General features: G+C 60.4%; 24 protein-coding genes. 17 read left to right on the top strand and 7 right to left on the bottom strand.

Annotated elements, in window-relative coordinates; all coding sequences use genetic code 11:
- A complete protein-coding gene (gene rpoN, locus K0O24_RS02065) occupies positions 1 to 1491 on the top strand; it encodes an RNA polymerase factor sigma-54 (RefSeq protein WP_219894179.1) in 1491 nt (496 codons plus the stop codon).
- 40 nt (positions 1492 to 1531) lie between these two features.
- Entirely contained in the window at positions 1532 to 4423 is a 2892-nt protein-coding gene (locus tag K0O24_RS02060) for a M16 family metallopeptidase (protein ID WP_219894178.1), read from the top strand.
- Position 4424: 1 nt separating this feature from the next.
- Here K0O24_RS02060 and K0O24_RS02055 read toward each other — a convergent pair whose 3' ends face one another.
- Entirely contained in the window at positions 4425 to 4841 is a 417-nt protein-coding gene (locus K0O24_RS02055) for a DUF2147 domain-containing protein (RefSeq protein WP_219894177.1), read from the bottom strand.
- 47 nt (positions 4842 to 4888) lie between these two features.
- Between K0O24_RS02055 and K0O24_RS02050 the strand changes: the two genes are divergently transcribed.
- From K0O24_RS02050 to K0O24_RS02025, 6 genes are read left to right on the top strand one after another with little or no spacing between them, the layout of a single operon-like run.
- Positions 4889 to 6088, top strand: a complete 1200-nt coding sequence (locus K0O24_RS02050; RefSeq protein WP_219894176.1) for a parallel beta-helix domain-containing protein — start codon at positions 4889 to 4891, stop codon at positions 6086 to 6088.
- Entirely contained in the window at positions 6088 to 7131 is a 1044-nt protein-coding gene (locus K0O24_RS02045) for an SO2930 family diheme c-type cytochrome (RefSeq protein WP_219894175.1), read from the top strand. The genes K0O24_RS02050 and K0O24_RS02045 overlap by 1 nt, the downstream gene beginning before the upstream one ends.
- Positions 7128 to 7505, top strand: a complete 378-nt coding sequence (locus tag K0O24_RS02040) for a hypothetical protein (RefSeq protein ID WP_219894174.1) — start codon at positions 7128 to 7130, stop codon at positions 7503 to 7505. Before K0O24_RS02045 ends, K0O24_RS02040 begins: the two co-directional genes overlap by 4 nt.
- Positions 7486 to 8115 (top strand): maleylacetoacetate isomerase, encoded by a 630-nt coding sequence (gene maiA, locus K0O24_RS02035; RefSeq protein ID WP_219894173.1) that lies wholly within the window; start codon positions 7486 to 7488, stop codon positions 8113 to 8115. The genes K0O24_RS02040 and maiA overlap by 20 nt, the downstream gene beginning before the upstream one ends.
- Positions 8116 to 8130: 15 nt before the next feature.
- A complete protein-coding gene (locus K0O24_RS02030) occupies positions 8131 to 8538 on the top strand; it encodes a GFA family protein (RefSeq protein WP_219894172.1) in 408 nt (135 codons plus the stop codon).
- A complete protein-coding gene (locus tag K0O24_RS02025; protein ID WP_219894171.1) occupies positions 8535 to 10598 on the top strand; it encodes a TonB-dependent receptor in 2064 nt (687 codons plus the stop codon). Before K0O24_RS02030 ends, K0O24_RS02025 begins: the two co-directional genes overlap by 4 nt.
- 30 nt (positions 10599 to 10628) lie before the next feature.
- Here K0O24_RS02025 and dxs read toward each other — a convergent pair whose 3' ends face one another.
- Positions 10629 to 12554 carry a 1-deoxy-D-xylulose-5-phosphate synthase gene (gene dxs / locus K0O24_RS02020; RefSeq protein WP_219894170.1) on the bottom strand — a complete coding sequence of 642 codons (1926 nt, stop codon included), beginning with the start codon at positions 12552 to 12554 and terminating at the stop codon, positions 10629 to 10631.
- A gap of 131 nt (positions 12555 to 12685) precedes the next feature.
- Here dxs and K0O24_RS02015 point away from each other — a divergent pair, with 131 nt between their 5' ends.
- Together K0O24_RS02015 and K0O24_RS02010 are read left to right on the top strand one after the other, a co-directional pair.
- Positions 12686 to 14272, top strand: coding sequence for a WS/DGAT/MGAT family O-acyltransferase (locus tag K0O24_RS02015; protein ID WP_219894169.1), 1587 nt, complete (start codon positions 12686 to 12688; stop codon positions 14270 to 14272).
- Positions 14269 to 14628 carry a phasin family protein gene (locus tag K0O24_RS02010; RefSeq protein ID WP_219894168.1) on the top strand — a complete coding sequence of 120 codons (360 nt, stop codon included), beginning with the start codon at positions 14269 to 14271 and terminating at the stop codon, positions 14626 to 14628. Before K0O24_RS02015 ends, K0O24_RS02010 begins: the two co-directional genes overlap by 4 nt.
- Before the next feature lie 4 nt (positions 14629 to 14632).
- Here the strand turns inward: K0O24_RS02010 and K0O24_RS02005 are convergent, their stop codons facing one another.
- A complete protein-coding gene (locus K0O24_RS02005; RefSeq protein ID WP_219894167.1) occupies positions 14633 to 15229 on the bottom strand; it encodes a DedA family protein in 597 nt (198 codons plus the stop codon).
- Positions 15226 to 16182 (bottom strand): glutathione synthase, encoded by a 957-nt coding sequence (gene gshB, locus K0O24_RS02000; RefSeq protein WP_219894166.1) that lies wholly within the window; start codon positions 16180 to 16182, stop codon positions 15226 to 15228. The genes K0O24_RS02005 and gshB overlap by 4 nt, the downstream gene beginning before the upstream one ends.
- Positions 16183 to 16356: 174 nt before the next feature.
- On the opposite strand from gshB, the gene K0O24_RS01995 reads away from it, so the two are divergent.
- Positions 16357 to 17490: a GGDEF domain-containing protein gene (locus K0O24_RS01995; RefSeq protein ID WP_219894165.1), complete on the top strand. Its 1134-nt coding sequence runs from the start codon at positions 16357 to 16359 to the stop codon at positions 17488 to 17490.
- A gap of 12 nt (positions 17491 to 17502) precedes the next feature.
- Here K0O24_RS01995 and K0O24_RS01990 read toward each other — a convergent pair whose 3' ends face one another.
- Together K0O24_RS01990 and rsmI are read right to left on the bottom strand one after the other, a co-directional pair.
- Positions 17503 to 17853, bottom strand: a complete 351-nt coding sequence (locus K0O24_RS01990; protein ID WP_219894164.1) for a YraN family protein — start codon at positions 17851 to 17853, stop codon at positions 17503 to 17505.
- Entirely contained in the window at positions 17850 to 18689 is an 840-nt protein-coding gene (gene rsmI, locus K0O24_RS01985; RefSeq protein WP_219894163.1) for a 16S rRNA (cytidine(1402)-2'-O)-methyltransferase, read from the bottom strand. The genes K0O24_RS01990 and rsmI overlap by 4 nt, the downstream gene beginning before the upstream one ends.
- A gap of 13 nt (positions 18690 to 18702) precedes the next feature.
- On the opposite strand from rsmI, the gene K0O24_RS01980 reads away from it, so the two are divergent.
- The 6 genes from K0O24_RS01980 (at position 18703) to K0O24_RS01955 (ending at position 26392) form a co-directional block, all read left to right on the top strand.
- Complete coding sequence (locus K0O24_RS01980) at positions 18703 to 19893, top strand: penicillin-binding protein activator (RefSeq protein WP_219894162.1); 1191 nt, start codon at positions 18703 to 18705, stop codon at positions 19891 to 19893.
- A 91-nt stretch (positions 19894 to 19984) separates the two neighbouring features.
- Entirely contained in the window at positions 19985 to 20740 is a 756-nt protein-coding gene (locus tag K0O24_RS01975) for an ImuA family protein (RefSeq protein ID WP_219894161.1), read from the top strand.
- Entirely contained in the window at positions 20670 to 22184 is a 1515-nt protein-coding gene (locus tag K0O24_RS01970) for a Y-family DNA polymerase (protein ID WP_219895430.1), read from the top strand. Before K0O24_RS01975 ends, K0O24_RS01970 begins: the two co-directional genes overlap by 71 nt.
- Complete coding sequence (locus K0O24_RS01965; protein ID WP_219894160.1) at positions 22181 to 25498, top strand: error-prone DNA polymerase; 3318 nt, start codon at positions 22181 to 22183, stop codon at positions 25496 to 25498. The genes K0O24_RS01970 and K0O24_RS01965 overlap by 4 nt, the downstream gene beginning before the upstream one ends.
- Before the next feature lie 87 nt (positions 25499 to 25585).
- Positions 25586 to 25972, top strand: coding sequence for a hypothetical protein (locus K0O24_RS01960; protein WP_219894159.1), 387 nt, complete (start codon positions 25586 to 25588; stop codon positions 25970 to 25972).
- A gap of 36 nt (positions 25973 to 26008) precedes the next feature.
- The gene (locus K0O24_RS01955; RefSeq protein WP_219894158.1) at positions 26009 to 26392 is read left to right on the top strand and encodes a nuclear transport factor 2 family protein; all 384 of its coding nucleotides are present in this window, start codon (positions 26009 to 26011) and stop codon (positions 26390 to 26392) included.
- 11 nt (positions 26393 to 26403) lie between these two features.
- Here K0O24_RS01955 and K0O24_RS01950 read toward each other — a convergent pair whose 3' ends face one another.
- Complete coding sequence (locus tag K0O24_RS01950; protein ID WP_219894157.1) at positions 26404 to 26760, bottom strand: hypothetical protein; 357 nt, start codon at positions 26758 to 26760, stop codon at positions 26404 to 26406.
- Between the last annotated feature and the right edge of the window lie 37 nt (positions 26761 to 26797).

Raw genomic sequence — 26797 nt, 5'->3', positions numbered from 1 at the left:
ATGGCATTGGGGCCCCGCCTTGACCTGAGGCAAAGCCAGTCACTGGTCATGACGCCACAATTGCAGCAGGCGATCCGCCTGCTTGCGCTTTCCAATCTGGAGGTTGAAGCCTTCATCGCCGAGGAAGTTGAAAAGAACCCCTTGCTCGACGCCGAGCGTGATGAAGTGACCGCGCCCGAACCCGATCTGCCAAGCGAGGATCGCAGCACGCAATCAGACGCGTTGCTCGATCCGACGCCCGGCGACGCAGACTCGGCCCTGGATGTCGATTTGACTGCCGAGACCTTTCATCACGACAGCATCGCTGATGGCGGCCCCGGAATGGATGGCCAGCTTGGCATCTCGGGCGGCTCCGAAGGCGGCTTTGAGGATGGCCCGGATTTCGATGCCATGGCGGCTGATGCCCCGTCGTTGCGCGATCATCTGCTGGCGCAGGCCGGACTGGCCTTTGATCCGCAAGACCTGCTCATCGCGAGCCACCTGATCGATCAGGTGGACGAGGCGGGTTATCTGGCAATGTCCTTGCTCGATTTGGCGAACCGGCTCGGGGTTGCCCTGTCTCGTATCGAACAGGTCCTCCTGACCATCCAGACGTTTGACCCGACTGGCGTCGGGGCGCGCTCGCTTGGTGAATGTCTTGCACTGCAGGCGAAGGAAGCGGACCGCTATGATCCGGCCATGGCCCGTCTGCTCGATAATCTGGATCTTCTTGCCGAAGGTCGCCTCGCGCAGTTGCAGCGCATGTGTGGCGTCGATGCGGAAGACATGGCGGACATGATCAAGGAGTTGCGCAATTACGACCCAAAACCGGGGCTGAGGTTCGGCTCCAGTCCGATTGAAGCTGTGACACCTGACATCTTTGTCGCACGCAAGGGAAAGGGATGGGCCGTTGAGATCAACAGCGCGACCTTGCCGCGTCTTCTGATCAACCGGAGTTATTATGCCGAGATTGCCAGCGGCGCGCAGGACAAAGCGTCAAAGGCCTGGTTGAGCGAGTGCCTGCAAAGCGCCAACTGGCTGGTGCGCGCGCTGGACCAACGCCAGCGGACAATCGTCAAGGTCGCGAGCGAAATTGTGAAGCAGCAGGAGGCCTTCTTCAATGAAGGTGTCTCCCAGTTGCGACCGCTGACGCTGCGCGCTGTGGCCGAAGCGATAGGTATGCATGAATCTACAATCAGCCGCGTGACGTCGAACAAATACCTGTCCTGCGCGCGCGGCCTGTTCGAACTGAAATATTTCTTCACGAGCGGGATTGCGGCTGCAGATGGTGGGGAGGCGGTTTCGGCAGAAGCGGTCAAGAGCGCGATCCGCACCCTGATCAGCGCCGAAAATCCCAAGGCGATCCTGTCGGACGATACCTTGGTCGAAATGCTCAACGAAAAGGGCTTCGACATTGCGCGCCGGACGGTCGCGAAATATCGCGAGGCGATGGGCATCGGGTCTTCGGTTCAGCGCCGCCGCCAAAAGGCTATTGAGGCACAGGCTGCGTGATTGGCTGGATTTGCTTTCGGAAAGCGGTAAACACGGTTTGATGTCCTTACAGCCCTTGCGCGCGCTGCGCTTCACCCTTGCCTTCCTTGCCACGCTCGGTCTCGTCGCCCCATCATGGGGTGCGCGCAATACCGCAAAGCCAATTGCGAAACGGGCAGCGCCAGCGCCAGCAGTTTCGACTGAGCGGCCGACGCCCTGGCTCTACAAGGGCAGCGACATACCGCCCGACCCGAACTGGCTTTTCGGGACTTTGCCAAACGGAGTCCGTTATGCGGTGCGCCGCAGCGGAGTTCCGCCGCGCCAGGTTTCGGTCCGCGTCGACATCGAGGCCGGATCGCTCATGGAACGCGAGACAGAGCGCGGCTTTGCCCATTTCATGGAGCATCTGAGCTTCCGCGGCTCCCGCTACATTGCTGATGGCGAAGCGATCAAGACTTGGCAGCGACTGGGGGCGACGTTTGGCAGTGACACCAATGCCAACACAACCCTGACGCAGACCGTCTACAAGCTCGACCTGCCGGGGGCGACGCGATCCGGCCTTGAAGAGAGCATCAAGATTCTTTCCGGCATGATGATGGCGCCCGAAATCTCTGCAAAAGGTGTGGAGACTGAGCGTCGCACTGTCCTTGCCGAGGCTCGGGAACGTCTTGGCGCGGGAATGCGGATCAGCGAAGCGACAACGGCACATTTCTTTGCCGGTCAGCCTCTTGCCAATCGTCAGCCCATCGGCACGACGGAAACGCTCAATGCTGCAACGCCTCAGGCAATCCGGGCTTTTCATGACCGTTGGTATCGCCCGGAACGTGCGGTGGTCGTCATTTCCGGGGATGGAGATCCTCTGGTTTTCGAAGACCTTGTCATCAAGTATTTTTCGGACTGGAAAGGGATTGGCCCCTCTTTGCCGGACCCCGATTTCGGTCGCCCCACCGATGGCAAGCCCATTGCCAAGGCCATTACGGAGCCCGGCGCGCCACTTGTGGTGAACATGGCCTGGTTGCGTCCGTGGTTTCAGAAGAATGATACGATTGCGTATAATCAAGGCCGCCTGGTCGATCTCGTCGCACTTCGCCTCATCAACCGCCGGCTGGAAGAACGCGCCCGTGCGGGGGGGAGTTTCCTGCAGGCGCAAGTCGATCAGGACGATGTCGCGCGCTCGGTAGACGGCACATTTGTGCAGATCGCACCTCTCGGCAATGACTGGCAGGCGGCACTTCGGGACGTGCGGGCAGTGATTGCCGACGCGATGACCAATCCAAGTTCGCAAGCCGACATCAATCGGGAGGCCAATGAATTCTTTGCGTCACTTCAAGTCGGCGTCGAAACGCAGCGTGCGGAGGCAGCAGCCAAGCAGGCCGATGATTTGATCGAGGCTGTCAACATTCGCGAGACCGTGGCGACAGCACAAGTCGCGCTTGATGTGTTCAGCGGGATAAAGGACGATATTTCGCCGGAGAAGATTCTTGCTTCCACGCGCAAGCTCTTCACGGGAATTGGCCCGCGAGCCCTGCTGACGAGCCCGGTTCCGCTCGAAAACGCAGAAACCGAACTCGCTGCAGCGATCACGGCTCCGGTTTCGGCCATGGCCTCGGCGGGCAGCGGAACGCCTGTCAGCTTCGATCAACTGCCCAGCCCGGGCAAGCCTGGCCAGATCAAGAAGCGGATCCCAATTCCCGTCCCACAGATTGACGTCGAGCAGGTGACCTTTGCCAATGGGGTCAAGCTGCTCGTTTCTCCCAATCCATCCGAACAGGGCAAGGTTTATGTCAATGTTCGCTTTGGGGACGGGATGAAAGCCCTGCCTGCCAATCGCCAGACGCCAGCCTGGGCCGCGCCCGCCGCGCTTGTCGCGGGGGGTATTGGCCCGTTCGATCAGAATGCACTGGATCGTCTGACGAGCGGTCGAAAGATCAACATGGGCTTCGATATTGCCGACGACGCATTCCAGTTCCGCGCCCAGACGCGCGCATCGGATCTGACGGATCAATTGCGATTGATGGCGGCGGCCATCACCATGCCCCGCTGGGATCCGGCCCCGGTCCTGCGGGCGCGCAATTCCTTCCTGACGGGCTATGACACGCTTGAATCCTCTCCGGGTTCGGTACTTGGGCGCGATCTTGGCGGCTTTCTGCGTGGCGGTGACGCGCGCTGGTCGACTCCTACCAGAGCCGATGTCGAAGCTCTGACTCCTGAAGCGTTCCGGGCCTTTTGGGAGCCACTTTTGAAGACCGGGCCCATCGAAGTCATGGTCTTCGGGGATATTTCGGCCGATGAGGCCGTTGCCGCAACCGCAGCGAGCTTTGGTGCGTTGAAGAAGAGACCGGTTAAGCGAGTCTCGATCAGACAAGCGTCTCCGGCGAGCGTCGCCCCCACTCCGGTTCCAATCGTGCGTACGCACAAGGGCCCGAAAGAGCAGGCCGCGGCTGTCCTTGCCTGGCCTCTTGGTGGCGGGCTCGGCAGCATTTACGAAGCGAGGAAACTCGAAATTCTGGCGCAGATCTTCAATGACCGCATGTTCACTCAACTCCGTGAAGAAGAGGGCGCAAGTTATAGCCCGAGCGTCGATTCAAGCTGGCCGACTGGCCTGGAAAGTGGCGGCAGCTTTATCGTGACCTCGCAACTCAAGCCGGAGGGCCTTGAACGTTTCTTCGCGATTTCGAGAGGGATAGCGGCCGATCTCGCCGCCCATCCGGTTTCGGCAGATGAACTTGCCCGTGTGATCAATCCGCTTCATGAATCGATCAATCGCGCATCGAGCGGCAATTCCTTCTGGCTGGGCCAGTTGACGGGAGCCACGCGCGATCCGCGAAAGATAACGGCGCTCCAGTCTCTGGTAACGGACTATCTCAAGATTACGCCAGCCGAACTTCAGCAGGCGGCAAGCAAGTGGCTCGTCCCCGAAAAGTCATTCCAGCTGGAAGTGCGCCCGGAATAGTTCAGCGAGCCGGGGTCCAGCTCTTGGAGCGGCAGAAGGGCCCGAGACAGCCTTTCACCTCCAGCGTGCCGTCCCGCATGAGCGTGAGGTAGGAACGATAGGACTTGCCGGCGCGCGGATCATAGGCAGTGCCTTCCCAGTTTCGCCCTGCATCGCGGAATCCTGTGAGGATCGGGAGACCCTGGATCGGCCGGCTTCGAAGCGACGGATCAGGATTGTTGATATCGCGCGGTGGCCCGTTGGGATTGGGTTTGAGGATGCGCGCAATCCTTCCGCAAAGTGTCGCGCCACACGGCCCGATTTCGACGATGCTGTCCTTTTCTGTAGTCACCCAAAGTCCGGTAACCGATGCGGCTGCCTGGGCAGGTGTGGCGGAGATCAGGCTGAGCAGCACTGCAACGGGAATTGTACGCAACATGGGAATCCTCTCTTGGCTTACACCCATGTAAGTGCAATGATTAAGCCATGAAGCCAATCCCCTTTTTCGTCGCTGCCAGCTTGCTGGCCTTTGTTCAACCGGCCCTTGCCGATACGATCCGGGTCGAACCCGGTGCCGATGCGCAATCCCGCCTGCAGTCGGCACTGATTGACGCAAAGCCGGGCGATATCGTGGAAATCGCCGCTGGACGGTATGACCTGACCGACGGGCTTTCGCTCGATGTTGACCGAGTGACGGTCAAAGGCGCAGGCCCTGCTGCCACAATCCTCAGCTTCAAGGGACAGAAGGGCGCGGGCGAAGGCCTTCTGGTGACGGCGGATGATGTCGTCCTGCAAGGTTTTGCCGTGGAGGATTCCCGCGGCGACGGAATAAAGTCCAAGGCCGCGAACCGCATCGTCTATCACGACCTGAGGGTCGAATGGACAGGCGGCCCGAAGGCCAGCAATGGCGCCTATGGCGTCTACCCGGTCGAATCCAGTGACGTCCTGATCGACAAGGTGACCGTCAAGGGGGCATCCGACGCTGGCATCTATGTCGGGCAGTCGAAGAACATCATCGTCCGCAATTCGCTCGCCATGTTCAATGTTGCAGGAATCGAGATCGAGAATTGCTACGGTGCCGACGTCTATCAGAACGTCGCCACTCACAATGCGGGGGGCATTCTGGTGTTCGACTTGCCGAACCTGCCGCAAAAGGGCGGTCATTCGGTTCGGATCTTCTCGAATCGGTCTGAACGGAACGACACGCCGAACTTTGCGCCAAAGGGCAATATCGTCGCCGGGGTGCCGAACGGGACCGGAGTCATCATCATGGCCAATCGGGATGTCCATGTGTTCAACAACATCCTGGGCGAGAACGGCAGCACCAACATCTTCATCGTCGGATATCGCAACAGCTTTACCGACACAGGCTATAATCCTCTTCCGGCCAATGTCGTGATCGGCGGTAACATGCATGGACGCGCAGGCTATGCGCCTGGGCCGCAATTCGAAGGCGGTGCCGAAATGCTTGCAGCAATGGGCAGCGTTCCTCCAATTGTCTGGGACGGGACAGGCAGTAACATCCGGGTCACGGACAAGGTGCCGACTCTTTCCCTCGGGTTGACCGATCCCAAGGCACGCGCCACGTCTGCCAATCCTGCCGTTGTCGATCTGAGCCAGGGAGCCGAGCCTGCACAGCTTGCGCCGATCGTGTTGCCACAATCGATGGAGGCAGCGATCCGGTGATGCGCGCGTTTGCGGCATTGGCCGCATGGGGCTTGCTGGTCAGCGCAAGTCCGCCCATCCCCGTTGATGATGCGCTGATTACGGGTGACGCGCTTCCGGCAAGCCTTGGCGAATTCCACCTTCTGGCGGGTCCTTACGGGCAGAAGCCCAATGCCGGGGTCACGCCCTATCGGCTGAACACGCCGCTCTTTTCGGATTATGCGGAAAAATTCCGCTACTATTATGTCCCGCCCGGCAAGAAGATCGGCTGGCGGGATGATGGTGTGCTCGACTTCCCGGTCGGCAGCGTGCTCATCAAGAGCTTCGGCTATCCTCCTGACATGCGCGTGCCGGCCAAAGGTCTTCGTATCGTTGAAACTCGCCTGCTTGTGCGCAGGGCGTCAGGTTGGATTGCCTTGCCCTATGTCTGGAATGCCGACGGGAGCGATGCCGTGTTGCGGCGGGCCGGGATGCGGATTGACGTGAACTGGACGCATCTTGACGGGAAGCCACGCGCGATCAGCTATGCCATCCCGAACGTAAACCAGTGCAAGGGGTGCCACGATGACGGGGCAGGCGGAATCAGTCCGATCGGCCCCAAGGCCCGCAATCTCAACCGCGACGGGCAGCTCGAGGCGGCTTTGCGTGCGGGCAGATTAGACCGCTTGCCGGCCGAGATTCCTCGCCTGCCGGTTTGGGATGAACCTGGGTCAGCCAGTGTCGCTCTGCGCGCGCGGGCCTATCTCGAGGTCAATTGTGCGCATTGTCACAATCCGAAAGGTCCTGCCAACACGTCCGGGCTTTGGCTGAACTGGGAGCAGGGCCCCGGTCCGAACCTCGGCATATACAAGCGGCCGACCGCTGCCGGGCGCGGGTCGGGCAATGATGAATTTGCGATTGATCCGGGGCATCCGGAACGGTCGATAATGCTGTATCGCATGCAAAGCCTCGATCCGGGAATTGCCATGCCCGAACTGGGGCGTGCGAGTGTCCATCAGGAAGGGGTTGCACTGTTGAGCCAATGGATTGCGGCAATGCCAATGCAGCCTGCCAATCAGCCGTGACTCTTGTCTTTGTCTACAACGCGGAAGCCGGAGTGCTGAATGGCATCATGGATTCGGCTCACAAGCTCTTCTCTCCATCGACCTACACCTGCGATCTTTGCGCCATCACCCATGGCCTCACGCGCATGAGGCCTGAATGGCGGGCCTGGCAGAAGCAGTCCGGCCGTGAAATACGATTTTATCACAGGTCCGATTTCAGGCAGGCCTGGCCTGCCGCTGATATCCCGCTTCCGGCCATTCTGATGCAGGAGGGCGATCGACTTCGGCTGGTTATCGGTGCATCCGACCTTGCGCAGATCAGCGACGTCGGCCAACTGGTGGCCTTGGTCGAGGCCCGCTGTGACGGAGGCAAGAATGACGATCCGGCTTTATGATTATTGGCGCTCCTCGGCCAGTTACCGGGTCCGTATCGCCCTGAACATGAAGGGCCTCGCCTATGAGGCAGTCCCCACCAGCCTGCTCGATGGGGCACAGCGCGCGCCGGATTATGTTGCCAAGAATCCGCAGGGCTTCGTTCCGATGCTTGAAGTCGGTGAATTGAGGCTCACGCAGAGTCTGGCCATCATTGACTGGCTGGATGCAACTCAACCGGGCGTCCGGCTGATTCCATCCGATCCCGACAAGAGAGCACATGCACTCGCAATGGCCTATCTGATTGCTTCAGACATTCATCCGGTCAACAATTTGCGGATCCTCAAATATCTGAAGAACGAACTCGGTGTCGAAGAGGCTGCCAGGGACGATTGGTATCGCCATTGGATCATCGAAGGCTTTACGGCACTGGAGGCGATGGCCGATCGATCCACACCCTATCTGGGAGGTGAGGCGCCGAATATCGCGGACATCTGCCTGGTTCCCCAAATGGCCAATGCGAACCGGTTCAACACACCACTGGATGCATTTCCGAACCTTGTGCGGATCGATGCGGCGTGCAACGCGCTGAATCCCTTCAAGGCGGCGCACCCTGAGGCGGTCAAACCCTGAGAAAAGGAGAAGGCGATGTCGATCGAAGGCGGATGCTACTGCGGCGCTGTCCGGTACAAGGCCGAAGGGCCGATTGTCATGAAGGCAGAATGCTTTTGCCGGGAATGCCAATACATCACAGGCGGCGGGTCTCTGCTCATCCTGGCGGTTCCGCTCGACGGGTTCGCGCTGACCAAAGGTGCGGTCAAGGGGTACACCCGCAGCGACATTGAAGGGGCGGTGACGCGCGAATTCTGCCCAGACTGCGGAACGCATCTGTTCACACGTGCGCCAGGGTTCAAGGCGGGAATCATTATCAAGGTCGGCTCGCTGGATGACCAATCCCAGTTTGATGGCCCGGATACGGCCAATTTTGCCTGTGATGCGCGGCCCTATCACCGGTTGCCGACCGATATTCCCGTCTTCCAGAAGTGGGGGCGATGACGAAGGGCCCATTCCTCTGTGCAGTCGTGGCGAGTTGCTTAGCACTACCGTCGGCAAGCCAAGCGGAAGCTCCTGACATCATCGTCACCGGATCGGCTCTTCCAGCAGCGAAGGGCGATGCGGCCTATGATATCGTTACAATCGACCGGGATCGGCTGGAGGGAACAGCATCCAACCGCGTTGAAGACGCATTGCGCGATGTCGCCGGCCTTCAGCAGTTCCGACGATCGGACGCACGCTCGGCGAATGCCACAAGTCAGGGAGCGACCCTCCGCGGCCTTGGCGGCAACGCGTCGTCACGCGCGCTGCTTGTGCTTGACGGCGTCCCGCAGAGCGATCCTTTTGGAGGTTGGGTCACCTGGCCGGCCTTTCAGACGATTCGGCTGTCGAGCGCACGGGTCACGCGCGGTGGCGGTTCCGGCATATTCGGATCCGGAGCGCTTTCAGGTACGATTGAACTCGCAAGTCTTGGCGCGCGGCAGGTCGATGGCCTGATCGGCGATGTGAGCTACGGCAGCCGCCAGTCCCTTGAGGGAAATCTGCTCGTCGGGGGAAAGCTGGGCGGCAGCTTTGGCTTTGTGACCGCAAGCTATGCGCGTGGCGACGGATTTGTGCCGATTGTCGCCAGCCAGCGCGGACCTGTCGATAGTGCAGCACCTTATGAACAGGCGAGTGTTGCCATACGTGGCGTCGCACCCTTGTCGATGAATACCGAACTGCAGGCCTCGGCGCTGGCCTTCACAGACCGGCGGACGCGCGGCACGATCCTCTCCGGCAACGGTGGAGACGGCGCTGACGCAAGCCTGCGGCTCGTGCACAGCGGCGACTGGGCATGGCAGGCACTGGCCTACATCCAGGCGCGCAAGCTCCAGAGCCGGTTTGTCAGCATCAATGCGGCCCGCACAAGTATCACCCAGACAGTGGACCAGTTCAATGTCCCGTCAACCGGGTTTGGTGCGCGTCTGGAAGTGCGACCGCCCGTTGGTCACGGAATTGAACTGCGTCTCGGGGCAGATTATCGGCGCACGGTCGGTGAAACGCGCGAACTCTTCACTTACGTGAATGCCTTGCCCACGCGCATGCGCGAGGCGGGCGGCAACAGCGATGCACTGGGGGCCTTTGCCGAAATTTCTGCTGACATTGGCGCACTCACTCTGACAGGCGGTGGACGGATCGACCATTGGGCCATTCGTGATGGACGCCTGCTTGAACGCACGCTTGCGACGGGCGCGCCAATCCGGAATGATCGGCCGGCAGACAGAAGCGGTTGGGAGCCGACAGGACGCGTGGGCCTTGCCTATGCCGTCGGCCCAATCAAGCTGCGCGGTGCAGCCTATCTTGGCTGGCGGCTGCCCACGCTCAATGAACTTTATCGACCATTCCGGGTCGGTGCAGACGCAACGGCAGCAAATCCTGCGCTGAAGACGGAGCGCAGCCGTGGTGTTGAAGTCGGTATCGACTGGCAGCCTGTCGAAACGGTCAGCATGCGCGCCACGCTGTTTTCAAATCGGCTGAACCGGGCCATCGCCAATGTGACTTTGGGATCGGGACCGGGCGTGTTTCCGGGCGTTGGATTCGTCGCGGCGGGCGGAGCCTATCGCCAACGCCAGAACCTTGATGCAATCCGGAGCAACGGCATCGAATTCGATGCGCAGGCAAAATTGGGGGATTGGACGCTCGGTGCAAGCTATGCCTTTGCCGATGCCAAGGTTCGGGCAAGTGGGCCAGCGAGTTCACTCGATGGATTGCGCCCGGCGCAGGTGCCGAAGCACCTGTTGAGTGCGACTCTTGGCTGGCGCTGGCTGCAGACGACAGCGCGCTATGTCTCATCGCAGTTTGAAGATGACGGCAATTCAAGGCGGCTGAAAGATGCGCTTACGCTTGATGCAGTCGCAACCATTCCCTTGACCGGCGGCCTGAGCCTCTCGCTTCGGGGCGAAAATCTTGCGAACACGCGCGTTGAAGCTGGCATCAGCGGTGCTGGAATTGTCGAGCGGGCCACACCGCGCACCGTGTGGATTGGCGTGCGACTGGGCGCGGAAAGTTCCGCGCGCCAATAGGCTGCAGCAAACACACGGCCCGATGGGCGATCAGGCCCGCGCTTCCTCAATAACACCCACGGAATTCATCCTGAGCGCCTTGAGAATCGTATCGACGATCTGCGGTGCGTTGAGGCCAGCGTCATCATATTGCTTGGCAGGCGAATCCTGGTCCTGAAACCGGTCGGGCAGGCGCATTGTCCTCAGTTTCAGGCCACTATCGATCAGCCCCTCATCGCTGGCCAGCGTCAGAACATGGGCACCAAGGCCCCCGATGCTCCCGTCTTCGACGGTGACGGCCACTTCGTGCGTGGCCAGCAATTTGCGAATCAACTCACTGTCGAGCGGCTTTGCAAAGCGAAGGTCGGCAACCGTCGTGCTCAACCCCCTTGCTTCAAGCAGGTCGGCGGCCTTCAGCGCCTCTTCAAGTCGGGTCCCGAGCGAGAGAATCGCCACTTTCTTGCCGTGGCGGACGATCCGGCCCTTACCGATTTCAAGTCTTTCGGGCGTCGCAGGCAAGGGAATTCCAGTCCCGTTGCCGCGCGGATAGCGCACCGCGATGGGGCCGCTGTCGTGGCATGCGCAGGTGTGGACCATATGGACCAGTTCAGCCTCGTCCGCTGCTGCCATCACGACGAAATTCGGCAATGTGCACAAGTAGGTGACGTCAAAGCTGCCCGCATGCGTGCTGCCATCCGCGCCGACCAGCCCGGCCCGATCTATGGCAAAGCGAACCGGCAGGTTCTGGATCGCGACGTCGTGGACGACCTGATCATAGGCGCGCTGCAGAAATGTCGAGTAGATCGTCGCAAACGGGCGCATGCCCTGTGCCGCAAGCCCGGCCGCAAATGTGACGGCATGCTGTTCTGCAATGCCGACATCGAAGGTCCTGCCCGGGAAGGCCTGCTGAAACTTGTCGAGTCCGGTGCCCGAAGGCATGGCTGCGGTGATGGCCACAATCTTTTCGTCGCGCTGCGCCTCTGCAATCAGGGCCTGGGCGAACACATTTGTGTAACTGGGCGGACCTGCGGGAGACTTGGCCTGCACCCCCGTGACGACGTCGAATTTCTGAACGCCATGATATTTGTCGGCCGCAGCTTCGGCCGGGGCATAACCATGACCTTTCTTCGTAACGACATGGATGAGGCATGGCCCCTCGGCGGCGTCCCGAACGTTTTCCAGAACAGGAATCAAATGGTCGAGGTTGTGCCCATCGATCGGCCCGACATAATAGAATCCGAGCTCTTCGAACAAGGTGCCACCCATGGCGAGGCCTCTGGCAAATTCGTCTGTCCTGCGAGCCGCAATATGGAGAGGTTCGGGCAGTTTGCGGGAAATGCGCTTTGCAAAGTCGCGGAGTTCAAGAAACGGGCGAGACGAAACGATTCGTGCAAGATAGGCGGACAGTCCCCCGACGGGGGGCGCAATCGACATGTCGTTGTCGTTGAGAATGACCACGAGCCGGTTGCCGGCCGCATGGGCATTGTTCATCGCTTCATAGGCCATGCCAGCAGACATCGCGCCATCCCCGATGACGGCAATGCCGCGGCCCGGCTTGTCAGCAAGCTTGTTGGCAATCGCAAAGCCCAGCGCAGCCGAAATCGATGTGGATGAATGCGCTGCGCCGAACGGATCATATTCGCTTTCGCTGCGCTTGGTGAAGCCGGAAAGACCGCCTCCGGCGCGCAAAGTCCGAATCCTGTCCCGCCGTCCGGTCAGGATCTTGTGCGGATAGCATTGATGGCCGACATCCCAGATCAGCCGGTCTTCGGGCGTGTTGAAAACATAATGAATGGCCGTCGTCAGCTCCACCACTCCCAGACCTGCGCCCAGATGGCCGCCGGTAACGGAAACGGCGCTGATTGTTTCGGCACGCAATTCATCCGCCAATTGACGGAGCTGCTCCGGCTTTAGCCTGCGCAGGTCGGCGGGAATCCTGACAGTATCGAGCAAAGGGGTATCGGGACGGTCTGACATGTGAAATCTCTTAGCCGCGCAATTTGCGCCTGTCGAATTTGGAACATCATTGCCCGGACTCGCCTCCGGCCAAGAAGCCTGTTAGCCTGTGGCAAAAGGCCGAAAGCAATGGCTGACAAGGAGGGCAAGGCATGGAGCAACTGAGCGGACAGGACGCAAGTTTCGTCTACCTGGAAACCGCAAATACGCCAATGCACATCGGCTCGGTCGGAATCTATGATCCGTCCACGGCGCCGGGCGGCAAGGTGCGCTTCAAGGAGATTCTGGCACACATCGAAAATCGCCTCAGTGGCGCGCGCAGCTTCCGCCAGAAACTCGTTCGCGTACCCTTCGATCTCGATCATCCATACTGGATCGAGGACAAGGACTTCGATCTCGAGTATCACGTCCGGCACATTGCCCTGCCTGCGCCGGGCGACTGGCGGCAATTGTGCATTCAGGTCGCGCGGCTTCATGCACGCCCACTCGACCTGTCCAAACCCTTGTGGGAATTCTGGGTGGTTGAGGGCCTCGACAATATTGAGGGCTTGCCAAAGGGCTGTTTTGCGCTTGTTTCGAAGGTGCACCATGCGGCGATTGACGGCATGTCGGGGGTCGAGATGTCGGCTGCGGTGCATGACCTGGAACCAAAGCCTGCGCGAAAGGCTGTGGCCGATGACTGGCAGCCTGAATCGACGCCGCCGGTCGGTGAATTGCTGTTCCGCTCCTGGGTCAATTCGATCCGCCAGCCGCTCCGTTTTGCACAGACCTTCGCGAAGACTGTACCCGGTATCGCCCGCCTGACGCGGGATGTGGCCGGTGGGGATGTTTCGCTTTCCGGAGCAAGGATGGCACCAAAGACTGTTCTCAATGGGAAGGTTTCTGCGCATCGGGTGTGGGACGGAGTGTCTTTCCCTCTTGCGGATGTGCGGGCCATCAAGGAATCCCTTCCGGGCGCGACCGTGAACGACGCGATCCTCACAATCATAGGGGGCGGGTTGCGCCATTATCTGAAGGCGCGTGACAGCCTTCCAAAGGAGAGCCTTTCAGCGATGGCGCCGATTTCGGTCCGTGCGGAGGGGGAAAAATCGGCCCTTGGAAATCTTGTGTCCGCAATGGTCGTCAACCTTGGCACCCATATTGCCGATCCGGCAAAGCGGCTCGCCTATATTCACGGCGAAGCCAAGAATTCGAAGGCCATGACAAATGCGGTCGGGGCCCGCACATTGACGGATTACAGCCAGTTGATCCCGTCCGGGCTCGCGGGTCTTGGCGCGCGGCTTTACACCCGGCTCGGCGTTGCCAATGCGCATGCGCCTATCTTCAACTGTGTAGCCACAAACGTGCCAGGCAGCCGAGTGCCACTCTATTTTGCCGGTGCAAAAATGGTGAAGATGATGGGCATGGGACCGGTCTTTGACGGCATGGGCCTGATCAACACGATCTACAGCTATGGCGATGACATTGCGATCAGCTTTACAAGTGATCGCAACATGATGCCCGATCCGGCAAATTACGCAGCCGCGATCCGTATGGCCTTTGAAGAATTGCGAGATGCTGTGCTTCACAAGCCAGGCGATTCCAAGCCCGACGCTGCTCCTAAGCCTGCGGCGAAGAAGTCCGCAGCGGCGAAGCCCAAGGCTGCGAAAGCTGCTCCCAAGTCTCAGAAAGCAAGTGTTGTACCGCCGAAAACAAGGAAAGCTGCGTCTGTCAGCAAGCGCAAGAAGGAGAATGCATGATGGCCAAGAAGCCCGCCGCCAAGGCTGAAAAGACCAAGAAGACCAAGAGCACAGCTGAAAGGGTTGCCGAACCGGTCAAGAAGGCCGGCAAGGTCATTCGCGAAGGCGCTGCGCAGGCAATGGCGAACACTGCTGCGATCAACGCCAAGGTTATCGATCATGCCGAAGCAAACGCTCGTGAGGCATTTGCCACGATGCGCAAGGTTGCCAATGCAAAGTCCGTTCAGGACGTCATCAAGGCGCAAGGCGATTTCGTGAAGGAGCAAAGCGCGCGTTCGGCAGCCCATGTGCGAGAAGTCGGCGAACTGATTGCCAGCTTTGGGCGCCATGCACTCGATACGATGCGCGGGAAATAGAGGGTCAGGCGCGCTTCCAGCGGACGAGCCGCCAAACATAGCCGATCGCAATCACGACGAGGACTGCAGTTGAAAGTGGGCCCACCACGGTTTCCACGGTCCCGAAGCGCTGTCCAAGCGTCCAGCCGGAAAAACCGAGCAGCGCTGTCCAGCCGGTCGTGCCGATCGTCGACCATATGACAAAAGTCGACAGACGCATGTGGAGCAGGCCTGCGGGTATCGAAATAAGCGAGCGCAGCGTCGGCAACATGCGACCGAAGAAGACAATTGCCCAACCCTGGCGGCCAAAAAGCTTTTCGGCGCGTTCGATCTCTGCCCAATCGAATGTCAGCCATCGGCCATATTTTTCAATCCAGGGCTTGAATCGTTCGATCCCGATCACGCGAGCAACGAGATACCAGAAATAATTGCCGAGCATCGCGCCAAGCGTCCCGCTGGCCACGACTCCGAAAATGTCCATCTTGCCGCGCGCCGCTGCGAGGCCTGCAACCGGCATGATGACCTCGGACGGGATGGGAGGGAATACGGTCTCCAAAAACATGAGGAAACCGACGCCGAGATAACCCGTCTGGTCGATGAGGTGAATGATCCACTCGCTCATCGGCTTGCGAGTCTGGCCTCAATGGCATCCCAGATCATGCCCGGGGTGTCGGTTCCGTTGAAATGGTCGATCGCCACGATGCCCGTCGGTGACGTGACATTGATCTCAGTCAGCCACTTGCCGCCAATGACGTCGATCCCGACAAACACCAGCCCGCGTGCCTTCAGCTCCGGCCCAATCGCGTCGCAAATGGCCTGTTCTCCGGGCGTGAGTTGGGTTGCCTCGGCATGGCCGCCTGCCGCAAGATTGGACCGGATTTCCCCTTCGCCCGGGATACGGTTGATAGCTCCGGCCACGACGCCGTCGACAAGCACGATACGTTTGTCTCCGCCCGATACTTCGCGCAGGAATGCCTGGGCCATGAAGGGCTCACGCCAGACCTGACCGAACAGTTCGGACAGCGCGGCAAGGTTCTTGCCTTTTGCATCGATATGAATGACCGCCGATCCGGCATTGCCGTGCAGCGGCTTGATCACGATTTGGCCATGCGCCTGCTGGAACGCCCGTACTTCCTCATAGTCACGCGTGACGAGTGTCGGCGGCATGAACTGCGCATAATCAAGGACAAAGACCTTTTCAGGTGCATTGCGCACGCTGACTGGATCGTTGACAACAAGGGTATGCGGCTGAACGCGTTCGAGCAGATGCGTGGCCGTAATATAGCCAAGGTCGAACGGAGGATCCTGTCGCATGAGCACGACATCGGCTTGCGTGCCCAGATCAAGCGACACCGGCTCGCCCAGCCTGAAATGGTCTCCCTTGACCCGCTGTACCATGTCCACCGGGTAGGCCTTTGCCCAGACCCGGCCATCGGCATAATTCAACGCTGACGCAGCATATTGGTAGCTCTGATAGCCGCGCGCTTGCGCCGAAAGCATCAGGGCAAAGGTCGAATCTCCAGAAATGTTGAGGTCCGCCAGCGGATCCATCTGGAATGCGATTTTGAGCGTCATGTGTCGCGCTCTACGGGTCAGTGCAGGATTTGTCATCCCAACTTGGCGCAAATCCCAGTCTTCATCTGAATTTTACCATGTTCACATATCGTTACGCGGTTCGAACAGGAAATCAGAATCGGTCCAATGCGGCGCGTGCGAGAATGGCTGTCCAGAGATTGGGAGGATCTCATCGTGGAGACGTCCACGATGCCTGCATCCTTGCGCGATGAGCTTGCCATCATCCAGTTCGACCGGCTGCGCCAGCGCATTCCCATTCTTTATGTCGTTCTCGCAATGATTTCCGCCGGTGCGGGATTGGCATCGCAGGGCGACTTTCCGATCGCGCTACAGCTTGCCATGCCCATCCTGATGCTGGTTGCCAGCATCTGGCGCTGTCATGCCTGGATCAAAAGGCGCAAGCTTGTGGTCAGCGGCGAAGAGGCGCGCCGATATCTGCGTCGCGTCAACATGCTCAGCATTATCCTGATGGGCGCAAGCAGCATCTGGGCCGCGTCAAGCTTCCTGATCACAGTGGAAGCGAGTCGCGCGCTGGTCATTATTTTCATATTTCTTGCAGCGTCTGCCTGTGCGAGCAGTCTGGCCAGCCTGCCGAGCGCAGCAATTCTCTCGCTTATTGTCGGTCTGGCACCGACGTCGCTTGCAATGTTCATTTCCGGTGATGTGCGGCTGATTGCGCTTGCAGCAAATGTGATCGCCGTGTCCATCTTTCAAAGCCGGCTGATCATCGGCCAGTTTCGGGAAATGGTCCGCAATCTGGAGCTCCAGACCGATCTGGAGGCGCTTGCCAATACCGATTCACTGACCGGCCTTCATAACCGGAGGTCGTTCAGCAAGCTGCTTGAGGATCGGGTTTCCCAGTACGCCTCAAGCGAGTTTGCAATCGCAATGCTCGATCTTGACGGCTTCAAGCCGGTCAATGACCGATTCGGCCATGCAGCTGGCGACGAAGTCCTTATAGCGCTTGCCAATCGTCTCAGGGGTGCATGTCAGCCGGGCGATCATGTCGCGCGGATCGGGGGCGACGAGTTCGCGATCATTTTCGGGCATGAGCGGAGTGGCGCAGTCCTTGAAGACGGGATTGCCGCAATCGGAAGCGTCCTCGCCGAACCCTATCTGATCGACGGGCATCATGTGTTTGTTTCGGCCAGCATTGGCACGGCTAGCTTTCCTGCATCCGCCAACACCGTCAACGGTTTGCTCAATGCAGCGGACTCGGCCCTTTATATTGTCAAATCCGGCAGAAACGCGGTGGCGGACAAGGCTGCCTCTTCGCCCCAGGGTCAATCGGCACGCAGGGCGGCCTGATCGACGGCGCGTTCAGGCGTGCCACACATTGACGAGATGGCGCGGCCAGGTGCGCGGCGCAATCAGTATTATGTCGATCCTGATGTCATCGCCACTTCGGGCATAGCGATGGGACACGGCTTCGACGGCTGCGGCCACCCGACGCAGCCTATAGTCGTCGATCGCGAGGTCGAGCGCCGCCACTGTTGTTCGTGTCTTGACTTCAATGAATGCAGTCGTCCGTCCTCTGCGCGCGATCAGGTCAATTTCCCCGGCGCGCTGCCGGACGCGCTGATCAAGGATCCGCCAACCCTGCAGGCGCAGCCACCAGGCCGCGCGCCTTTCGCCCCAGCGACCGAGCCGTTCCGCCTCTGCCCGGCTCATTTTCCCTGCAGCGCCATGGCCCTGGCATAAAGTTCCTGCCTGTCCAGCTTCATGGCTTTCGAAACCTCGCCGACGGCTTTGGCAGGGGGAAGGCGGGATAGTGCTTCGCGCAGCGCCGCATCAATCATGGCTTCGTCCGTGACAGCCGCTTCTTGTCTCGGCGGGCTGACAATGATGACGATTTCACCCTTGGGCGGTGCGTCGGCATAGCGTTGGGAGAGCGACGACAATGTGCCTGTGACGCATTCCTCGAACATCTTGCTGATTTCCCGCGCTACCGCTGCTTCGCGATCGCCAAGTCCCGATGCCAGCGCAGCGAGCGTTGCGCCAAGACGGGGCCCCGATTCATAGAGGATCAGCGTCGCCCGGATCGCTGAGATTTCGGCAATAGCCTCGGCGCGCGCCTTTGCCTTGGACGGAAGGAAGCCGACGAACAGAAAGCGATCCGTCGGCAGGCCGGCAAGCGTCAATGCGGCAATTGCAGCGCATGGGCCGGGTATCGTTGTGACAGCGTGGCCGGCTGCTCTCGCATCGCGCACCAGCTTGTATCCGGGATCGGAAATCAGTGGCGTCCCGGCATCCGAGACCAGCGCCACCGCTTCGCTGGCCATTCGGGCGACAAGCGCAGGTCGCACGCCTTCGGCAACATGGTCGTGATAGGGTGTCATCGGGCGCTTGATGCCGAGATGATTGAGCAGCTTGCCCGTCACCCGGCTGTCCTCGACCGCAATCACATCGGCCTGCTTCAAAATATCCGCGGCCCGGGAAGAAAGATCGGAAAGATTGCCGATTGGCGTCGCAACGATATAGAGTCCGGGTTCAAGCGTTTTAGTCATCAGGATTCGGGATATGGCAGAGGCAAAGGCCCTAGGGCAACTACATGTGGGTCGATCAATGGGCGTGGGGCGCTGGATGGTCCTTGCGGTCTCGGCCCTGCTCGCTGCCTGTCAGGTCGTTCCCAAGCATCCGCCAAGGCCGATCGAGAAGCCGCCCGAGGAAGGCCCGGTCACCGGACAATTGCCAACCGATGCGACGCGCCACCGTATTGCACTCCTCGTTCCATTGACGGGTGCCAATGCCGGCGTCGGGGAATCGATCGCCAATGCGGCGAACATGGCAGTGCTCGATACGGGCGGGCAGAATATCCGGGTGACGACCTATGATACGGCTGCCGGTGCCGCAGCCGCAGCGCAAAAGGCGGTCGCGGACGGGAACAAGCTGATTCTCGGGCCATTGCTGGCAGATGATGTGAAAGCCGTGGCACCGATCGGGCGTGCCGCGAAGGTGCCATTGATCAGTTTTTCGAACGACACGTCGGTTGCCGGGAACGGGACCTACATCATGGGTTTTGTTCCGACGCAGTCTGTGGAGAGGGTGGTGTTTTATGCCCGGTCGCGCGGGCTGACGACCTTTGCCGGACTGGTGCCCAATGGCACTTATGGGCAACGCGCCTCGCAGGCCATGATCCGCGCTGTGGAAGCAAGCGGGGGCAGGTTGATCGCGATGCAGAATTTTGACCGTTCTGCAGGATCGATCAATGCTGCCGTGACGAAGCTTGCCCTGGCCGGGCAATATGATGCGATCCTGATTGCGGATTCGGGCCGTGTCGCGCTCCAGATCGTTCCGGCGATCCGGCGCAGCGGCGGGGCGACTGCGAAGGTCCTTGGGACTGAGCTGTGGAATACCGAAGGGACGCTGGCGAACAGCCCGGCGATGCACGGGGCCTGGTTCGCAAGCGTCTCGGACACCTATTACAATCAGCTCGCAGCCAAATATCGCGTGCGGTTCGGCAAGGGCCCCTATCGGCTTGCGAGCCTGGGCTATGATGCTGTCCTTCTTGCGAACAAGATTGCGGGCGGCTGGCGGGTCGGAACGCCATTTCCGATTGCCCAGCTTGTCGATGAAGGCGGTTTTTCCGGGATCGACGGTGCTTTTCGCTTCGGGAGAGACGGCATAGCCGACCGCATGCTCGAAGTGCAGCAGATCAACGCGACCGGCTTTTCGGTTATCGCGCCAGCACCCCGCAGCTTCTCGAAATAGGGCCAGGATCAGGCGCTTTCATTCAGGCCGGGCGGCTGCCCGGCTTGACTCTGCTTGGCCAAAAGTGTTTCTAGAACATAATAGGAACATTATGTCTGATTCGTCTGCCTCTCTTGCGCGGTTGAAGCGCCGTCTCGAACGTCTGGAACGCCCGCGCGGCGGGCAGAAGCGTTTTTCTTTCGGGTGCGATGCTATCGATATCCGGCTTGGGGGTGGGCTGGCGCTTGGGGCGCTTCACGAGCTTTGCGCTGCAGAGGTCGACGATCATTCAGCCGTCAGCGGTTTCACCCTGATGCTGGCAGCCCGCGCCAGTGACGCGAAGCCAATTCTCTGGCTGCGCGAGGACAAGGGCCAGCGCCAGCACGGTCGGCTTTATGGGCCGGGCCTTGTGGAACTCGGCATCAATCCGGACCGGATCATTCTCGTGACGGCGTCCGATACGCTGTCCGCCCTGCGTGCCGCGGCCGATATTCTGGGATGTTCAGGCATAGGTGCCGTCGTCATCGAACCCTGGGGAGATGCCAGGGCGCTGGACCTGACGGCGAGCCGCAGGCTGGTTCTGGCGGCAGAGACGTCGGGTATTGCAGCGTTCATCCTGAGGGACAGGACGACCTCTTTTGCCAGTGCTGCGGCCACGCGCTGGACTGTTGCATCGGCATCGTCGGCGGCTCTGCCCGGCAATGCGCCGGGGCATGCTGCGCTGTCGGTCGAACTTGTCCGCCATCGTGGTGGCGTTCCGCCTTTCGGCCTTGTCATGGAGTGGGATCGTGAGGAGCATGTTTTCCGGGAACCGGCGCTATCTCGCGCTGTTCTTCCCCCTGCTCAGCGCCGACCGCTGGCAGCGTGAGGCGCCGAGCAGCGATACCGTTCAGCGGGTTTTTGTCGAAAAGCGTCGCGGGGCGATGCGGCTGGTGGCGCTTGATGCACACGCGCTTTCACTAGGCCTTGTGCCCGGTATGACGCTTGCCGATGCGCGGGCACGTGTTCCGGATCTCGCGACGCATGATCATAGTCCGGCCGCAGATGCAGCGCTGCTGGAGCGCGTGGCCGACGATTGCGATCGCTATACCCCGATGGTGGCACTCGATCTGCCGGACGGCCTGATCCTCGATATAACGGGGTGTGCACATATCTGGGGCGGTGAAGCTGCACTGGTTGCCGATCTCTCCGCCCGGATGGGCCGTGCTGGGCTCAGTGTGCGGCATGCGCTGGCTGAAACGCCGGACAGGGCGCGGGCGCTGGCGCGGCATGGAGAGGCGCCAACCATCCTTGCGCTCGACCTGGATGAGGACCAGACAATAGCGCTTCGCCGTGCAGGACTTGCGACGATTGCCGATCTCGCTGCGCGCCCGCGCAGTCCGCTTGCTGCGCGGTTCGGCATGGACATGGTTGCAAGGCTGGCGCGCGTGCTGGGGGAAGAGGATATCCGCATCACGCCGCGCCGGGTGCCGCCTGCGCTCTTCGTCATGCGCCGCTTTGCCGAACCGATCGCCGCAACCGACTATGTGCTGGCAACACTCGAGGCGCTGGCGGATGAGGCCCGGGATGCCTTGCGCGAACGTGGAGAAGGTGGGCGGCGTTTTGCTGCCAGCCTGTTTCGCAGCGATGGCGATGTCAGGCAGCTTTTTGTCGAAACCGGCCAGCCCACACATGATCCGGCCCTGCTCATGCGGTTGTTTCGCGAGCGGATCGAAGCACTTGCCGATCCACTCGATCCCGGCTTTGGCTATGATGCGGTCCGGCTCGATATTGCCGTCACCGAACCGCTGGGTCCGGTGCAAACCGGTCTTGCAACGCCGGTCGCCGGGGACGCTGAAGTGGCAGGGCTCGTCGATCGTCTCTCGACCCGGCTTGGCAGGAATCGGGTGCAGCGCCTTGGCAGCCGGGACACACATATTCCCGAACAGGCCTGTTTCACCTTTCCGGCAAACGACCCCCCGGATCCGATGCCCTGGCCGAAAGTGACAGCGGGAGAACCGCCGCTGCGGCCGCTTCATCTCTTCGACCCGCCCCAGCCGATCCTCGCGATTGCCGAAGTGCCAGACGGGCCGCCGCGCCGTTTCCAGTGGCGGCGCAGGACGCATGTCGTCGTCCGTTACGAAGGGCCCGAACGGATCGCGTCCGAATGGTGGCGCCGTCGCGAGGGGCATGAAGCCGGAAAGGGAGGGATGACCCGGGACTATTTTCGTGTCGAGGATGAACGCGGTCGCCGTTTCTGGCTTTTCCGGCACGGCCTTTATGGCAGCGAGGCCCGGTCACCCGACTGGTATCTGCACGGGCTTTTCGCGTGAGCCAAACCGCTTTTGCAGAGCTGGTTGCGACCACCAGCTATTCCTTCCTGCGCGGGGCATCGCTGCCTGCCGATATGGTTGCACAGGCCATAGCGCTTGGCCTCCACACGATCGGCATTGCCGATCGCAACAGCGTGGCGGGTGTGGTGCGGGCCTGGGCCGCGCTGGGTGACGCGCCGGAGAGTCATGGCCTGCGCCTTGTGACAGGGGCCCGGCTGGTCTTTGTCGATGGCACGCCCGATATCATTGCCTATCCCGCCACGCGCCATGGCTGGGGCCGGCTGACCCGGCTTTTGACCCGGGGGAACATGAAAGCGGTCAAGGGGAGTTGCATTCTCGCCTTTGCAGACCTGCTCGATTTTCTTGATGATCTTCTGGTGATCGTCCTGCCCTATGCCAGCGGCGGCACGGAAGAGGCGCACAAATCTCCACCGGATTATCCGCTCGAAGGCGATCGGCCTATGCCTCTCTTGCGGGAAAGCGCCTTTCCCGATCTGGCGAGAATACTCGCGTCCCTGGAAAAGGCTGCGCCGGGACAGATCTGGCTGGGTGTTTCAATGAGCTATGCCGGATCCGACGCCCGAAAACTGGCCGTCTATCGCGAGGTTGCGGCCGGGGCCGGCGTTCCGTTGCTTGCGACCAACGATACGCTCTACGCCCGCCCCCAGGATCGGCCCATCCATGACATCATGACCTGTATCCGATTCGGCACGACGATCCACAAGGCAGGGCGTTTGCTTGAAGCCCATGCCGAGCGGCATCTCAAACCGCCCGCCGAAATGGCGCGCCTGTTTGCTGCCTGGCCCGAGGCGATTGCAGAGACGATCCGCTTTGCCGAACGGGTCCGGTTCGATCTTGGCCAGCTACGCTATGAATACCCGCGCGAGCCGATTCCGCAGGGCTGGTCCGCGGATGACTGGCTGGCCCATCTTGCCTGGCAGGGTGCGATCAGGCGACATCCAACGGGAATACCGCCAAAGCTCCGCCGCACCGTGCTTGAGGAACTGGCGCTCATCAAGACGGAAGGCTTTGCCTATTATTTCCTGACTGTTCATGACCTGGTGACATTTGCGCGTGGCCAAAGTCCCCCCATTCTGTGTCAGGGTCGGGGGTCTGCCGCCAATTCAGCGGTCTGTTTCCTGCTTGGCGTAACGTCGGTCGACCCGATGCAATATGACCTGCTCTTTTCGCGCTTCATATCGTCAGACCGCAAGGAGCCGCCCGATATCGACATCGATTTCGAGCATGAGCGCCGCGAGGAGGTCATGCAATATGTCTACAGGCGCTATGGTCGACATCGCGCCGGCATTGCCGCAACCGTCATACACTATCGCCCCAAAAGCGCCGTGCGCGAAGTCGGCAAGGCCCTTGGCCTGACCGAAGACGTGACCGCGCGGCTTGCCGGAACGGTGTGGGGCAGCTTCGGCAGCAAGCCCGACGGGAAGCGCCTGAGGGAAGCCGGTTTTGATCCCGACAATCCGGAGATCGCCCGGTTGAAAGTGCTTTCCGAGCGCATCCTGCACGTCCCCCGGCACCTTTCGCAACATGTCGGCGGGTTCGTGCTCACGCAGGACCGGCTCGATGAAACGGTTCCGGTCCACAATGCAGCAATGGAGAACCGCAGCTTCATCGAATGGGACAAGGACGATATCGATGCGCTGCGCCTGATGAAGGTCGATGTGCTGGCACTCGGCATGCTGACATGTATCCGCAAGGCCTATGACCTGATGCGGAAGAACGATCTTGGCGATCATGACCTGACGGTCGACATCGATTCAAGCGATCCGGCGGTATACGACATGCTGTGCAGGGGAGACAGTATCGGTGTCTTCCAGGTCGAGAGCCGGGCGCAGATCAACATGCTGCCGCGCCTGAAGCCGCGCACGCTCTACGATCTGACAATCCAGGTTGCGATTGTAAGGCCCGGTCCGATTCAGGGCGATATGGTTCATCCCTATCTCAGGCGTCGGACCGGGCGGGAGACCATTTCATTCCCTTCGCCGCGACCGCCGCATTCTCCCGGCGAACTTCGCGAAGTACTCGGCAAGACGCTGGGTGTGCCCTTGTTCCAGGAACAGGCCATGAAGCTGGCAATCGTTGCGGCTGAATTTACGGAGGCCGAAGCCAACCAGCTTCGCCGTGCCATGGCCACCTTCCGGCATGTCGGTGGCATGGACAGGTTCCACGCAAAGCTTGTCGGCGGGATGGTCCGGCGCGGTTATGAAGCGGAATTTGCCGAACGCTGCTATCGCCAGATCGAAGGGTTCGGAAGCTATGGTTTTCCGGAAAGCCACGCCCTCTCATTTGCGCGGCTGGTGTATGTATCGGCCTGGATCAAGTGCCACTATCCCGCGATTTTCGCCGCTGCGCTCCTCAATTCACAACCCATGGGTTTTTATGCCCCGGCCCAGATTGTCCGCGATGCGCGCGAACATGGCGTGGAGGTGCTTCCTGTGGATGCCAATGAAAGCGATTGGGATAGCAGCATCGCAGGTGATGCGCTTCGTCTCGGTCTCCGGCAGATCGGCGGATTTCGAGAAGTTTGGGCTGATGCCATGCGGGCGCGTCGCCCGTTTTCCTCGATTGAGGATCTGGCGCGCAGGGCCAATCTTCCACCGCGTGCACTGCGTCTGCTGGCCGATGCGGATGCATTGCGTTCGCTGGGGTTTGACCGTCGCGAAGGCGCGTGGGAAGCACAGCGCACGCCGGCGGATGAACTGCCGCTCTTTGCGGCCGCACGTGCGCGCGAACTGGGGGTGGAACCCGACGCCAACCTGCCGGCAATGCATCTGGGCGAACATGTCGCTGCCGATTACCAGACGGTGCGACTGTCGCTCAAGGCGCACCCGATGCAGATCCTGCGCCCGGTCCTTGCAGCCGAGGGCATTTCGAGCTGTGCCGAGATCAGCCGCGCCGCAAACGGTACGCGTGGCGAGGTCGCGGGGGTTGTCCTCGTTCGCCAAAGGCCGGGCAATGGCAAGGCAATCTTCATCACGCTGGAGGATGAAACAGGCGTTACCAACATCATCATGTGGGCACGCACGTTCGAACGGTTCCGGCTTGCCGTCATGTCCGCGCGGCTGATGCAGGTTGCAGGGACAGTACAGAAAAGTCCCGAAGGTGTGATCCACCTCATGGCACACCGGATCATCGACCGGACCAGCCTTCTTGCAACATTGTCCGATGCCCATCGGACCGATCCGGAAATCAGCCGGGCCGATGTCTTCGCACACCCGCAGTTGCCGCGTCCTGTCCGAACAGGCGGGCATCCGCGCAACGTCCGCACGTTCCCGAAATCACGAGATTTTCACTGAGGCGCTGTTGCAACCCGTCCGATGTGCGCTATCGCATGCCGGGGCCACCGAAAGGCAAAAAGGGGCCGGATAGGGAAGGGGCACAGGATGTTGATTGCGCGCATACTTGCGGCACTGGCTGCGTTGTTCGGTATTGTCGTGGGCCTTGGTTTCCTGGTCGATCCCGTCAAGTCGGGCGCCAATTTCTTCCTTTCACCAAACGGCATTCCCGGAATGGCAGTGCTGCGCGCAGACATGTGTGCCTTTTTCCTGACGGGCGGGATACTGTCCGCTGCTGCGGCCTGGCGCCAAAATGCAGGCTTCCTCATTGCGCCCATCCTGTTGTTTGCAATAGCGATCACGGGCCGCACCGTCAGCCTGATTGTCGACGGCATCACCCCAGGTGCATTTGTCCCGATGGCCGTCGAAGCATTCTTTGTCGTCAGTCTTATGTTCGCGCAACGCACCTTTGCCGCGAGCAGGCCAAACGGCTGACCCCAGCGTTCCTGCAACAAACATGGAGACATTCACATGAGCAACGCCCTAGAACGCTGGCATGCCTATATGGAAAGCGGCGATCCCCAGGCACTTTCAGACATGCTGGACGATGATGTTGTCTTCGAATCGCCCGTCGTTCACACGCCCCAGCGCGGCAAGGAGATTACCTTCAAATATCTCATGGCTGCTGCAAAGGTTCTTGGTGGACCAGGCTTCACTTATGTCGGCGAATGGCATGGTGATCACTCAGCAATACTGGAATTCGAAAACCAGATCGACGGCATCAAGATCAACGGCATCGACATGATCTGGTGGAACAAGGAAGGCCGGATCACGAGATTCAAGGTCATGGTCCGCCCCTTGAAGGCGATCAACCTGCTTCATCAAATGATGGGTGCCCGCCTCGCGAAGAGCTGAACCGGCGGCCCCTATTCGCAGCGAACGACGCGGAAGGGGAGCTTCTGCCCATCGGTTTCAGTGATGGTGACAAATTCGCCGAGCCGGATAGGGTGAGTCTCGAGATGGAAAACTGTCTCATCGTCCTCATCCCCAAGAGCATAGGAAAAGGCCCAGCCATTTCGCTTGCGGATCACATAGCCTTCCTTGTCACGCTCGTTCGGCCAGTAACGCCGCACGGTCGCAAGTTCCGGCTTCTCCTTGAACGCCTCGACATCGACCATGCCGTCCGCGTCAAGCGGCAGCCTCAAGAGATAGGCCCGCGACGCAGACCCTTCCGGAAATTCGGGGGTTCTGGCGAGCTCAAGACGAATAACTGACCAATCCATGACGCTACAATGTTCGAATGCGCGCAACGCTCCAATA

The sequence above is a fragment of the Aquisediminimonas profunda genome (genome assembly GCF_019443285.1).
Taxonomy (GTDB): domain Bacteria; phylum Pseudomonadota; class Alphaproteobacteria; order Sphingomonadales; family Sphingomonadaceae; genus Aquisediminimonas; species Aquisediminimonas profunda.
This window is presented reverse-complemented; position numbering and strand designations above follow the sequence as displayed.